Source organism: Methylocella tundrae (genome assembly GCF_901905185.1).
GTDB lineage: Bacteria > Pseudomonadota > Alphaproteobacteria > Rhizobiales > Beijerinckiaceae > Methylocapsa > Methylocapsa tundrae.
Map to the genome: position 1 here is coordinate 51085 of NZ_CABFMQ020000046.1, position 13283 is coordinate 64367.

The following is a 13283-nucleotide window of genomic DNA, read 5'->3' on the forward strand; positions in this document are numbered from 1 at the left end:
CTCTATGATGCCGAAACCACGCGACGGCGGGAGGCGCGCTTGAGCGCCTCGGCCTGACGCGCCTTGCGGCTGTTGAGATCGTCGACGGCGACTCTGTCTGTCGAGGCCTCAGCGCCCTTGCCCGCGGCGGACGCATCAAGGCTTTGCAGATGCGCCGCGAGCGAACGGATGGTCGTAAATTCGAAGAGGGCGGTCATCGGCACATCACAGAAGAAGCGCGCCTTGATTTCCTCTTGCAACGCCATCACGTCGAGCGAAGCGCCGCCGAGATCGAAAAAATTTGCGTCGACTCCGACGGAATCCGTTTTCAACAGCCGGCTCCAGACCCCGGCGAGCGTCGCCTCGATGGCGTTCAGATCCTGCGCGACGGCAGGCGCCGCCGCCCTTGCGCCGACGAATTCGGGAAGCGACGCGCGATCGACCTTGCCATTGGGCGTGCGCGGCAAATCGCGCAGCACGACGAAATGCGCCGGGACCAAATGGTCTGGAGCAAGATCAAGCATGTGCCGCCGCAACGCCTCTGGATCGATTGATGAGTGTGAGCTGACATATGCGATGATCTGCCGATCCCCGTCTGTGCGCTTGCGCACCTGCACGGCCGCGTCGGCGACCTGCGGCAGTCGCCGCAACAGCGCTTCGACCTCGTCAAGCTCGACCCTTTTGCCGAAAATCTTCACCTGGCGATCGACGCGGCCGGTGAAGTCGATGACACCATCCACCCGGCGCCGGACGAGATCGCCTGTCCGGTACATCAGTTGACCCGGCTCCCCGCAGAAAGGATCGGGCAGAAACTTTTCGGCGGTGAGCTCCGGCCGCTTCAGATAGCCGAGCGCCACGCCATCGCCGGCCGCGAACAGTTCGCCCTCCTCACCAGCCGGCACGGGCCGCAGGTTTTGATCCAGCACATAGACGCGGGTGTGCTCGATTGGCCGCCCGATCGGCGCCGCCGCATCCGCGCTGAAATCTCGCGGCAGATCGTAGCAGCAGGTGAAAGTTGTGTTTTCCGTCGGGCCATAACCGTTGACGAGACGGCATTGCGGCAGCGCGTCGAGCACGCGCCTGACATGTCGCGGCGACAGCACGTCGCCGCCGGCGATCAGCTGGCGCAGCGACCGTAGAATCTCGATCTGATGATCGACGATCGCATGAAAAAGGCTGGCGGTGAACCAGGCCGTCGTCACGCCGCCTTCGCGGATGGCGGCGCCGATTTCATTGAAGCTCGGATGCGCGGCGCCAACAATGGCGAGCGCGGCTCCGTTGAGCAAGGGGCTCCAGATTTCGAATGTCGACGCATCGAAGGCCAATGGCGCGAGATGCAGGACAACATCATGCCGGCCGAGGTCGACGAAGCTGTTGAAGGCAAGGCGGGTCACGCCGCGGTGGGGAACCATGACCCCTTTCGGCCGCCCGGTCGTCCCCGAAGTGTACATGACATAGGCAAGATCATCGCCCGCGACGGTTTCCGCCAGCGCGCCGCCGCTCTCGCGCGCGATGGCCTCTTCTTCCGCGTCCATCAAAAGAGTTGGCGCCGTCCATGGAAGCGCCGCCGGCGAGAACGCGACGCCGTCGGCGGGCGATCGGGCTTTGGAAAACATGTGCGAGGCCGAAACCACGATGAATGGCTCAGCGTCCGACGCGATAAAGGCGAGATGATCGGCCGGATAGGCAGGGTCAAGCGGCGCAAAGGCGGCGCCCGCCTTCAGAACGCCAAGCATCGCAATGATCGCTTCGGGCGATCGCGATAGAAACAATCCGACGATCGCGCCGGGACGAATCCCTCTCGACGTCAAGAACCTGGCGAACTGGTTCGACTTTCGATCGAGCTCCGAATATGAAAGAGCACGACCGTCATATAAAACCGCCGCATGGTCCGGGTGGTCACGCGCGACTTCAATAAAAAAGGAATGAATTGTCCGGCGCACATCGAAAGCAGCCACGTCGGAATTCCCGTCTCTGCGTCCAGAATGGTGAAACATGGCAACAACCTCTCCATTCAGGGACAACGCCGGATAGCTCCCAACGAGACTCCCAAGAGACAGCGACCGTTCGCACCTTTGGAAACTGCGCCGCGGATGTTTTCGAGTTGAGACTTAAGCCATTGATTAATAATAACTCTCCAACACACTATATATTCGCTTTGAAAACCGGCCAACTCTTTTTGGCAATATGGCGAAAATGTGTTTCTCATGCGGGAATACGTCCAATCGAGATCAATGAATTGTTTTGACGCGCGCCCGGGCAAAGACTCTCCGGGAGGTCCCTCGTGGGCAAAGCCCGACCCTTGCGAAAACTCATTCAGCGCTCCAATTAGTCGTCGATCAATCCGGCGAACGACGCATGCCGCCTCTCGCGGAAAGAGCGTGGGTGTAGCTGTCGCGCGCCCTCCCAATTCGCAAAAATAGGTGGACAAAGAGCCGCCCGAATGGACGCAATTCTACTAAATCCCGCTATCCTGGGAGACTCCGCGCTTAAATAGATTAGTCAAAAAATTAGGCCTTAATGCCTCGATCTGAAACCGATCCGGTCAATAAATTTAAGCTCTAAATAATAATTAGTGTTAAATGTGATTATTCATCATGGCTTCGTAGTTTCCCCGGCTGAGGAGTGCGGCCACTCAAGATGAAACCACGCGTAAACACTACCATATACCATTTACCGATACAAATGATGGCTTGTCCATAATTGTCCCGCAGCGATGTCGGCGCGCTCCTGGCGGAGGGCTAGCAAGAGCCGCCCCTATCGGGGCGGCGTAAACTGCGCCAAGCCGTGGTATGACGTTGGACGACAGGCGCGGACCGCCAACTGCGCGCCGCGCAGGCTTGAGACGGGCCCCGCTTCGGATCAACCCCGTAAGGATATGCGATGACACATGAAGACGGCTATTTGCCCCCATCGCCTTTGGCCGCAGGACTGAAAGGCCGCTGTCCCCGCTGCGGAAAGGGAGCGCTCTTCAAAGGCTTCCTGACGTTCGCGCCGAAGTGCGATGTCTGCGGTCTTGATTTTGGCTTCGCCGACTCGGCTGACGGCCCGGCGGTTTTCGTTTCCCTAATCGGCGGCTTCATCGTGCTCGGCATAGCTTTATGGACGGAGCTGACTTTCGAACCGCCGATGTGGGTTCATCTCGTTGTGTTTCTGCCGCTGACGCTGATTGTCTGCATCGGACTTTTGCGTCCGCTGAAAGGCGTACTTGTCGCGCAGCAATATCGCACCAAGGCCGAACAAGGGCGGTTCGAGCGTTGACGCGGACGTTGACGAAAGAACGGCCGGCTAGGCTGCTCTGGCCTGCGATCGCGACGCTTCTCGGCTGTGCTTTTCTGACGGCGCTCGGCGTCTGGCAATTGCATCGCCTCGCCTGGAAGGAAGGCCTGATCGCGCAGATCGAGACCCGCGCCAAGGCCCCCCCCTCGGCGTTGCCGCCAGAGAGCCAGTGGGCGCAATTGCGCCCGGACGATTATGAGTATCGCCACGTCGAACTGACGGGCGTCTTTGACAATGGCAAGGAAGCGCTGATCTTTCGCCCAGCCGGCGGCGCGGCGAGGCAGCCGGGCTATCTCGTGCTCACGCCTCTGCGGCTCGACTCAGGCGCTTACGTCATCGTCAATCGAGGCTTCGCGCCGCTCGACCGGAAAGACCCCGGCAGCCGGCCGCAGGGACAGGTCGAAGGCGAAACCCATATCACGGGCTTGATGCGCCAGCCGGAATCGCGAAACCTGTTCACCCCTGCCGACGATCCCGAAACGGGCGCGTATTTCACGCGCGACCCAGCCTTGATCGCCGCCCATTTCGGTCTTTCCCCGGCGGCGCCCTTCAGCATCGACGCGGACGCGGCGCCGATCCCCGGCGGCTGGCCGCAAGGGGGCGCGACGGAGCTGGTTTTTCCCAATAATCACCTCTCCTACGCCCTGACCTGGTTCGGCCTCGCTTTCGCGCTTGTCGCGGTATTCGTCGTCTTTGCATGGCAAAACCGCTAATTGCGCCATATTCTCCTGATTTTCGTTTGAGAACAGTGGCGCGATTTCGTCTTATGCAACAGCGCCTGTTGCTGCCCGCCTCGCTGAATTATGTTAGACGCCTTGACTCAATCGATAAATTCGTCGCTCCGGCGAGATCTGGATCCCTGTCTTGAAATACATCTCCACCCGCGGCGAAGCTGCGCCGCTATCCTTCACCCAGACGCTGCTCGCAGGGCTCGCGCCGGACGGCGGCCTATACTTGCCGCAAGACTATCCAAGGCTGAGCCAGGAGGAAATCGCTGGTTTTGCCGGCAGATCCTATGCGGAAGTCGCTGAAGCCGTCATCTCGCCTTATGTGGCGGACGAGATCGCGGCGCCGGCCCTGCGCGGCATGATCGAGGCCGCCTACGCGAGCTTTCGGCATCCGGCCGTCGCTCCCCTCGCCCAGCTTGACGATAATCTCTTTACGCTCGAACTTTTCCACGGTCCGACGCTGGCCTTCAAAGATCTCGCGATGCAACTGCTGGCGCGCCTCGTCGAACACGCGCTGCACGCGCGCGGACAGCGGGCGACAATCGTCGGCGCGACCTCTGGCGACACGGGCGCCGCGGCGATCGAGGCCTTCTCGGGCCTGCGACAGGTCGATGTGTTTATTCTTTACCCGCATGGGCGCGTCTCGGAGGTGCAGCGGCGCCAGATGACCACGGTCGGCGCCGACAACGTTCACGCAATCGCCATCGAGGGCTCTTTCGACGACGCGCAGGCCGCGGTCAAAGCTCTTTTCAACAACCCGCCGCTGCGCGAGAAACTCAATCTTTGCGGCGTGAACTCGATCAATTGGGCGCGCATCCTCGCCCAGACCGTCTATTACTTCACGAGCGCCGTCGCTCTTGGCGCCCCTTATCGTCCTGTTTCCTTCGTCACGCCGACGGGCAATTTCGGCGATGTTTTCGCCGGCTGGATCGCCAAGCGCATGGGGCTACCTGTCGACCGGCTGGTGATCGCCACCAATTCCAACGACATCCTGCCGCGCGCCCTCGCGAGCGGCGCCTATGCCCTCGGCGAGGTGCGCCCGACGCAATCGCCCTCGATGGACATTCAGGTTTCGTCCAATTTCGAGCGGCTTCTGTTTGAAGCCTCTGGCCGCGACGCGCCGACGATCCGCGCCAAGATGGCGCAACTCGCCCAGTCGCGCTCGTTCGACATCGACGCCGGCGCGCTGAACGCCATCCGCGCCGATTTCGACGCGTTCAGCGTCAGCGAAGAACAGACCAGCCAGGAGATCGCGCGGCTCTGGCGCGAAGCGCGCTATCTTTGTGATCCGCACTCCGCCGTCGGCGTCAGCGCCGCGCGGCGGGAGGCTCTTTCACGCGGGGCAAGAACGCCGCTCGTCGTGCTCGGCACCGCCCATGCCGCGAAGTTTCCCGACGCCATCGAGGCCGCCACGGGCCTGCGCCCGGAACTGCCGCCACATCTCGCCGGCCTCATGGAGCGGCCCGAGCATTTCTCGGTCCTGCCCAATGATCAGGGCGAAATCGAACGCTTCATTCGCGCCGCCGTCTCGGGCGAGACGGGCCGAGAGCCTCAAAAGGCGGCGTCATGAGCGCAAAGGTCACGACATTGCCGTCCGGGCTTCGCGTCGTCACCGACGCCATGCCGCATCTTGAAACCGCCTCGCTCGGCGTCTGGGTCGGCGCCGGGTCGCGCCACGAGCGCAAGAGCGAACATGGCCTCTCCCATCTTCTCGAACACATGGCCTTCAAAGGCACGCGCCGGCGTTCGGCTCGGGCGATCGCCGAAGAAATCGAGGCCGCGGGCGGCGATCTCAACGCCGCGACGAGCACCGAACACACCGCCTATTACGCCCATGTGCTCGCCGAGGACGCGCCGCTCGCGCTTGACATCCTCGCCGACATCCTGACCGACAGCATCTTCGACGCGGAAGAGCTCGAGCGCGAAAAAGGCGTCATCCTTCAGGAGATCGGCGCGGTCGAGGATACGCCGGACGATTTCGTTTTCGACCTGTTCAACGCCTCGGCCTTTCCCGACCAGCCGATCGGCCGGCCGATTCTGGGAACGCCCGAACAGATCGCCGGCTTCAGCCGCGACGCCATCGGCGCTTATCTCGACAGCCATTACTGCAGCCGCGCGACCGTGATCGGCGCCGCCGGCGCCATCGACCATGATCGCATCTGCGCGGATGTCGAGAAGCGCTTTTCGGGCCTTGCGGCCGGCGGCGATTCCCGCGCCGCGGCGCCGGCCGCGCTTTATCGCGGCGGCGAAATCCTGATGAAGCGCCGGCTCGAACAGGCCCATATCGTCATCGGATTCGAAGGCCTCTCCTACGCCGACGAGGATTTTTACGCCCTGCAGGTGTTCGCCAACGCCGTCGGCGGCGGCATGTCCTCGCGCCTGTTCCAGGAAGTGCGCGAGACGCGCGGCCTTGCCTATTCCATCCACGCCTTTCACTGGGGCTATTCGGATACCGGCCTTTTCGGCTTTTACGCGGCGACTGGCGCCAAGGACGTCGCGGAATTGATGCCAGTCGCCCTTGATTGCCTCGGCGAAGCGGCGCAACGGCTGAGCGAGGCCGAAGCGCGCCGCGCCAAGGCGCAGATGAAGGTCTCGCTGCTCGCGGCGCTTGAATCGCCTTCCGCGCGTTGCGAACAAATCGCGCGGCAGGTGATGGCTTTCGACAGGGTCCTCTCGCGCGAGGAAATCATCGGCAAGATTGATCAGCTTGATATCGCCGCCATCCGGCAAGCGGGCGCGCGGGCGCTCTCATCAAAGCCGACGGTCGCCGCCATCGGCCCCGTTAACAAGGTTTTTGCCCCCGACCGCGTCGCGCAGCGTCTGCGCGCCTGTTGAAGGAGTTGGCGCCGTGGCGCTTTTTCGAATCGGGCCGAACATCGAGATTCCCCACTTCGTGCGCGGCGACGGCGTCTATCTGCGGCCGCCGGAAATGCGCGACTTCGAGGCGTGGTCGAGCCTGCGCGAACACAGCCGCGATTTTCTGACGCCGTGGGAGCCGACCTGGCCCGGCGACGATCTGACGCGCGCCGCTTTCCGCCGGCGCGTGCGCCGCCATCAGCAGGAGATCGAGAGCAACGAAGCCTATCCGTTTCTTGTCTTTCGCGACGATGACGTGCTGCTTGGCGGCCTCACCCTCGGCCAGATCAAGCGCGGCGTCGTGCAGGCCGCGACGCTCGGTTATTGGATCGGCGAAATTTTTGCGAATCAAGGCTTTATGACGAGGGCCGCGCGCGCTGCGGTGGCCTTTTCCTTCGGCTCGCTGCGGCTTCATCGGGTCGAGGCCTCCTGCCTGCCCCATAACGCGGCATCGATGAGACTGCTGGAACGCGTCGGGTTCAAGCGGGAAGGCTATGCGCGCGCCTATCTGCGCATCAACGGAGTCTGGGAGGATCATTTGCTGTTCGGCATGCTCGAATCCGATCAGACGCCCTTGCGGCCGCCGCGGCAGGGCAAGTTCTGAATCGGCAAGCTATTCACCGGCGGGGCCGCGACCGGCGAAGGTTTTTGCTTGCGCGCCTCACCCGCGCATCCCAAAACCGACACGAATGACCGCTAAACCGTCTCGTTGCCGCTGGCGGACATAAGCTTTACCATTCAAGATCGCCCCTCGGCTCGAACCGCTCCTTTCGCGGGCGGCTCCATTCCACAGGTAAATCACTCTTGGCGGGCATTGCTCATTATTTTCGTTGTCTCATCCTTCTCGCGGCGCTCGCGGCGGGCTTGAGCCCAGCGCGAGCGATCGAGTCCGTGCGGGTTCCACTCGATTCTCAGGTGATCGACCTCACCAAGGCGATCGAAAGCTATAATTCCGCCGGCGATCGCCTGCTCGTCTCGACGGCTCCGGGGTCGGACGGGATCGTCCGGCGCATCGAGGTGCGCGCCAGAGAACAGGGAACGCGTCCGAACTGGATCGTCTTCGCGCTGACCAACGACACCGGGGAACAGATCGAACGGCTGATCGTCGCGCCGCACTTCCGCCTCGTCGGCTCCGGCGTCATCTGGCCCGATCTCGGCGCGACGCGCATTTCCGCGATCACCGCGAGCCAGGGTTTTCCGCCGGAACGTGAGGACAGTGAGGACGCCGATGTTTTCCGGCTGACCCTCGATCCGGGAACGACCGTCACTTATGTCGCCGAATTGCGCACGCCCAACCTGCCCCAGCTCCACCTCTGGGAGCCGGACGCCTATAAGGACAGGATGACGAGCCTTTCGCTCTACAAGGGCATCGTCATCGGCGTCGCCGGCCTCCTCGCCCTGTTTTTGACCATCGTCTTCGTCATCAAGGGCGCTGTGATCTTTCCCGCCGCAGCGGCGCTCGCCTGGACGGTGCTCGCCTATGTCTGCATCGACTTTGGCTTCTGGGGAAAGATTTTCGGCACCGAGGGCCAATCGGACCGGATCTGGCGCGCCGGCGCCGAGACCATCCTCGCAGCGACGCTGCTGGTTTTTCTGTTCGCCTATCTGAACCTCAACCGCTGGCACGTTCGGGCCTCCCACGTCGCAGCGATCTGGCTGATTTTCCTTGCCGCACTCGTCGGCCTCTCGGTCTATGACGCGCCGGTCGCCGCAGGCGTCGCGCGCATTTCGCTCGCAACCATCGGCGTCGTCGGCTTTGTCCTCGTGTTGTATCTCGCCGTTCACGGCTACGACCGCGCGGTGATGCTGATCCCGACCTGGTTCCTGCTGCTCGCCTGGATCATCGGCGCCGCCTTTACCGTCACCGGAACGCTGACCAATGATCTCGTTTCCCCGGCGCTGATCGGCGGCCTCGTGCTGATCGTCATGCTCATCGGCTTCACCATCATGCAAAATGCGTTCGTCGGCAGCGGCCTCGCCCACGGCGCTGTGTCCGACATCGAGCGCAAGGCGCTGGCTCTGACTGGCAGCGGCGACATCATCTTCGATTGGGACGTCGCCGCCGACCGGGTCTATGTCAGTCCCGAGGTCGAGGCTCAACTGGGCCTCGCCCGCGGCGCGCTCGAGGGGCCGGCCTCGAACTGGCTCGACGCGCTGCATCCGCTCGAGCGCGACCGCTACCGCGCCTGCCTCGACGCCATGCTGGAGCAACGGCGCGGCCGCATCAATCAGGATTTCCGCCTGCGCGCCTTTGACGGCCAGCATTTCTGGTTCCGCATGAAGGCGCGGCCCGTGATCGGTCCCGACGGAGAAGTCTTGCGCATCGTCGGCGCGCTGAGCGACATCACGGAAATCAAGACCGCGGAGGAACGGCTTCTGCACGACGCCGTGCATGACAATCTGACCGGGCTGCCCAATCGCGAATTGTTCTTCGACCGGCTCGACGCGGCGCTGACCCTCGCCCAAAGCGACCCGAAAGTGCGCCCGACCGTCATCAGCATCGACATCGACCGCTTCAAGCAGATCAATGAAGCGGTCGGACTTTCGGCCGGCGATTCGATCCTCCTCACTTTGGCGCGGCGCCTTGGCCGCATCCTGAAGCCGCAGGATACGCTCGCGCGCCTTTCGGGCGATCAATTCGCGGCGCTCATCGTCTCAGAACCCGAAACCGAACAGATTACCGCGCTGGCCAATGTCGTGCGGCGCGTCGCCTCGACGCCGGTGACGTTCAGCGACAAGGAAATTCCGCTTACCGCCTCGATCGGCCTCGCCCTCTACGATCCGCAGCTCCACGCCAAGCGCGAGGACATGCTGAAAGACGCGGAAATCGCCATGCGCCACGGCAAGCGGCTCGGCGGCAATCGCATTGAGGTGTTCCGGGCGACGATGCGGACCTTGCGGTCAGACCGCTTCGGCCTTGCGGCGGACCTGCGCCGGGCGCTCGATCGCGGCGAGATGAAGGTTTACTTCCAGCCGATCGTGCGTCTCGAGGATCGCACCGTCGCGGGCTTCGAGGCTTTGCTGCGGTGGGATCATCCCCGCCTTGGCCGTCTCAATCCCGGCGAATTCATCGGCGTCGCCGAAGAGACAGGCGTCATCATCGATCTCGGCATTTTCGCGCTGGAGCGGGCAGCGCGCGAACTCGCCGCCTGGCAGCGCGCGCTCGACGTAGATCCGCCGATCTTCGTCAGCGTCAACGTCTCGTCTCGGCAATTGCTGCGCCACGATCTCCTGCATGACGTCAAGACCGTGCTGTCGCGCGTCGATGTCAGCCCCGGCTCGCTAAAGCTCGAACTGACCGAGAGTCTCGTCATGGAAAACCCCGAATATGCGGCGCAGATCCTGACCCGCATCCGCGATCTCGGCGCCGGGCTTTCGCTCGATGATTTCGGCACCGGCTATTCGTCGCTCGCCTATTTGCAGCGGTTTCCTTTCGACACGATCAAGATTGATCGCTCTTTCGTGCGTCAAAACGGCGCCGGGGCGAGGCCGGTCATCCTGCGCTCCATCGTAACGCTCGCGCATGATCTTGGCATGGAAGTCGTCGCCGAAGGCGCCGAGGCGGAATCAGATGCGATCGAACTTTATCAACTCGGCTGCGAATACGCTCAAGGCTTCGCCTTCGGTCATCCGATCAGCGCCGCCGACGCCCGCAAGCTTGTCGGAGCGGCGACGATCGCCGCTTGATCCGGACGATCCGCAGGTCGCCTCGCGTCAGCACGCCGCGCCAGGGCATGACGCGGAAAAGTGGCGGACTTTTCGGGGCCGCGTCACGCGTTAAAACAAAGGTCTGACGAGCGAAATGCGATTCCGCTTGAACGCATTCGTCGCTAGATCCGACTAAGGGATTCGGCGGCAATCTTGCGACAGGTGATATGCCCTTCAATCGAAGCCTCGCCTTCTCCCTCCTCGCCGGCAATGCTTTCCAGCGCCTTGCGTGCGATTTCCAGGCAATCCCTCGTATAGGCCAGGGTCTTCGTCAGATGCGCGATGACCTTGTTCTTTTCGGTTCTTTTCGTCGAGTTCTTGAGCGTGTTCTTCGTCGGTCATCTGCTCGCCTCCCCGGATAGCAAGTTCCGATTTCGGCTCCCTCCCGAACTTCGGCTGGGGGCACGCTGAGCTTATGCGAGCGCGGCGAACTCAAGCATGGCCGAGATCCGAGGAGAGCCGCCTCAGGTCGATGCCGACTTTGTGCAGCGCACGCTCATATTTCGAGCCAAGCGCCTCATCAAAGATCAGCGAAGCGTCGGCCGGAATGTTGAGCCAGCCATTTTCCTGCATCTCGGCCTCGAGCTGACCGGCCGACCAGCCCGCGTAGCCAAGCGCGAGCAGCGCCCGGTCAGGCCCAGCCCCGCGCGCGATCGCGCGCAAGATGTCGATCGTCGCGGTCAAGGACACGCCATTATCGATCGGCAATGTCGAATTATCGATGAAGAAATCGTTGGAATGGAGAACAAATCCCCTGCCGGTCTCCACCGGGCCGCCTTTCAGGACCTGCACCGATCCGGCTTGCGCGGGCAAGCGTATCGCCTCATCGGCCTTGATCACGTCGAGCTGAACGAGGAGTTCGGAAAATGTCACCTTGCGCGCCGGGCGATTGACGATGATGCCCATCGCGCCCTCCTCGGAGTGCGCGCAAAGGTAGATGACCGAACGGGAGAAGCGATTGTCGGGCATTCCGGGCATGGCGACGAGCAACTGCCCATCGAGAAACCCGCCCTGGTTCTGCCGTTCACTTTCGGGAGGCATTTTTGATCCCATTTTCTCCGCCTCATTCTGCTGAAATTGCATCGACGCCAGTATGTAACTGCTGTCTAGTCTCCATCCTTGGCTTCCACGATCGCCCGATCCCGCATTTCTATCACTTCAATGTAGGTTGCAGCTTTCGCGCACGCAAAATACCTTGTCTCTTTCTCAACAGGTTCAGCGATCAAACAAATGTCATGCAAATGTCTCTCCAGCTTCTAAACGCCGCTTCGGCGCAAACGCGCATGTGCGCCGTCGCAGCTCTATTTGCACTGGGATTCATGGCTGAATTACGCGCTGATCCGATCACAACTGACTGGATTTACGGAAAAAAATCAGCCGCGCGGCTGATCGCCGCACCCGGCGCCGTCAAAGGCGCCTACAAGGCCGGCGTTGAAATTCGCCTCGATCCAGACGCGCTCACCTATTGGCGCACCCCTGGCGAAACGGGTGTGCCGCCCGTGTTCGACTTCCACGATTCGGAAAATCTCAAAGAAGCGACTGTCCAGTTTCCGACGCCTTTGCGCATCGATGAGGCCGGCCTCGATGCGTTTGGCTATCGGGGCATGGTGACGTTTCCCGTCGACGTCACGCTGGCGGACGAGAACCGGCCGGCCGTTCTGTCGGTGTCAATTGAATATGCGGTCTGCGCCGCGATCTGCCTGCCTGTGAAGGCCAAAGCGAAGCTGGAGCTGCCGGCCCATCCCGGCGAAGGCGCCGCGCCGGACGGGGCCTCGCCCGAAGAAGCCGTTTTCGCCGCCGCGAAAGCCAAGGTTCCGCAGCGTCTCGACGCTGCCGGGCGCGACGCCAAAATCCTGATCACGCGCGATCGCGGCGCAACGCTGCCGACATGGCGCGTGCAAGTCCGCCCGGAGCCCCAGACCGTCGCGGCGGTCTCAACCGATCCCGGCGCGGCCCAGACCGACCTCTTCGTTGAAGGCCAGGAAGGATGGTATTTCGAATCGAAGAAGGGCGAGAAGCCGAATGAGTTTCTGATCGTCGAGGTTGAAGGGCCAAAGCCGGATGACCTGGCCGCTGGCGCCGGCAAGATTCCGGTGACTCTTACACTCGCCGGGCCACGACAAAGCTATGAATTCGCGGTAGACCTCGGCGCGATCCTAGCCTCTCCGTAAAAGCCCCGCGCGGCGCGCCATGGCCTTTCGGAGGGGAGGATGCAGGCGCGCCAAAGTGGAGGAAAAGAGACAGTGACGATCAAAGCCGGCGATCGCATCCCCAAGGCGAATTTCTCGATCATGACTCCGGAAGGTCCGGCCCTGCGCTCCACGGACGAAATTTTCAAAGGGCGCAAAGTGATTCTCATCGGCGTTCCGGGCGCCTTCACGCCAACCTGCAGCAACGCCCATCTGCCAGGATTCGTGAACAAGGCCGAGGCGTTCAAGCAAAAAGAGATCGACGAAATCGCCGTCACCAGCGTCAACGACGTTTTCGTCATGGACGCCTGGGGCAAAGCCACCGATCCCGCGGAGAAGATCAGTTTTCTTGCCGACGGCAGCGGCGATTTCGCCAGGGCGCTCGGCCTGACGCTCGATCTTTCCGAGCGGGGCCTTGGTCTGCGCTCCCAGCGCTACGCGATGTTCGTCGACGACGGCGTCGTGAAAAAGCTCAATGTCGAAACTTCTCCCGGAAAGGCGGACGCTTCGAGCGCCGAGACGCTACTCGAGCAGATCTGAGGCG

10 protein-coding genes are annotated in these 13283 nt (G+C 62.3%); 8 read left to right on the top strand and 2 right to left on the bottom strand.

Features of this window, described 5'->3' with window-relative positions; translation table 11 throughout:
- Positions 1-2: 2 nt before the first annotated feature.
- Positions 3-1937, bottom strand: coding sequence for a non-ribosomal peptide synthetase (locus MPC4_RS05045; protein ID WP_174511562.1), 1935 nt, complete (start codon positions 1935-1937; stop codon positions 3-5).
- Between the two features lie 925 nt (positions 1938-2862).
- On the opposite strand from MPC4_RS05045, the gene MPC4_RS05050 reads away from it, so the two are divergent.
- The 6 genes from MPC4_RS05050 (at position 2863) to MPC4_RS05075 (ending at position 10529) form a co-directional block, all read left to right on the top strand.
- The gene (locus tag MPC4_RS05050) at positions 2863-3240 is read left to right on the top strand and encodes a DUF983 domain-containing protein (RefSeq protein ID WP_134486575.1); all 378 of its coding nucleotides are present in this window, start codon (positions 2863-2865) and stop codon (positions 3238-3240) included.
- Entirely contained in the window at positions 3237-3971 is a 735-nt protein-coding gene (locus tag MPC4_RS05055) for an SURF1 family protein (protein WP_244628853.1), read from the top strand. The genes MPC4_RS05050 and MPC4_RS05055 overlap by 4 nt, the downstream gene beginning before the upstream one ends.
- 151 nt (positions 3972-4122) lie before the next feature.
- Positions 4123-5556: a threonine synthase gene (gene thrC, locus MPC4_RS05060; protein ID WP_174511563.1), complete on the top strand. Its 1434-nt coding sequence runs from the start codon at positions 4123-4125 to the stop codon at positions 5554-5556.
- Positions 5553-6821: a M16 family metallopeptidase gene (locus MPC4_RS05065; protein WP_174511564.1), complete on the top strand. Its 1269-nt coding sequence runs from the start codon at positions 5553-5555 to the stop codon at positions 6819-6821. The genes thrC and MPC4_RS05065 overlap by 4 nt, the downstream gene beginning before the upstream one ends.
- A 13-nt stretch (positions 6822-6834) precedes the next feature.
- Positions 6835-7446, top strand: a complete 612-nt coding sequence (locus MPC4_RS05070; protein ID WP_134486566.1) for a GNAT family N-acetyltransferase — start codon at positions 6835-6837, stop codon at positions 7444-7446.
- Between the two features lie 209 nt (positions 7447-7655).
- On the top strand, positions 7656-10529 hold the full coding sequence (locus MPC4_RS05075; RefSeq protein WP_423136012.1) for an EAL domain-containing protein: 2874 nt from the start codon (positions 7656-7658) through the stop codon (positions 10527-10529).
- A 453-nt stretch (positions 10530-10982) separates the two neighbouring features.
- Here MPC4_RS05075 and MPC4_RS05080 read toward each other — a convergent pair whose 3' ends face one another.
- Positions 10983-11591, bottom strand: coding sequence for a YqgE/AlgH family protein (locus tag MPC4_RS05080; RefSeq protein ID WP_423135992.1), 609 nt, complete (start codon positions 11589-11591; stop codon positions 10983-10985).
- A gap of 194 nt (positions 11592-11785) precedes the next feature.
- On the opposite strand from MPC4_RS05080, the gene MPC4_RS05085 reads away from it, so the two are divergent.
- Positions 11786-12721: a protein-disulfide reductase DsbD domain-containing protein gene (locus MPC4_RS05085; RefSeq protein WP_174511565.1), complete on the top strand. Its 936-nt coding sequence runs from the start codon at positions 11786-11788 to the stop codon at positions 12719-12721.
- A 72-nt stretch (positions 12722-12793) separates the two neighbouring features.
- Positions 12794-13279, top strand: coding sequence for a peroxiredoxin (locus MPC4_RS05090; protein ID WP_174511566.1), 486 nt, complete (start codon positions 12794-12796; stop codon positions 13277-13279).
- The last annotated feature ends 4 nt before the right edge of the window (positions 13280-13283 follow it).

What these genes read in the sequence shown, in the direction of transcription:
- MPC4_RS05050 (WP_134486575.1), top strand. Translation starts at nt 2,863, where the DNA reads ATGACACATGAAGACGGCTATTTGCCCCCATCGCCTTTGGCCGCAGGA.
- MPC4_RS05065 (WP_174511564.1), top strand. Translation starts at nt 5,553, where the DNA reads ATGAGCGCAAAGGTCACGACATTGCCGTCCGGGCTTCGCGTCGTCACC.
- MPC4_RS05080 (WP_423135992.1), bottom strand. Translation starts at nt 11,591, where the DNA reads ATGCCTCCCGAAAGTGAACGGCAGAACCAGGGCGGGTTTCTCGATGGG.
- MPC4_RS05085 (WP_174511565.1), top strand. Translation starts at nt 11,786, where the DNA reads ATGCAAATGTCTCTCCAGCTTCTAAACGCCGCTTCGGCGCAAACGCGC.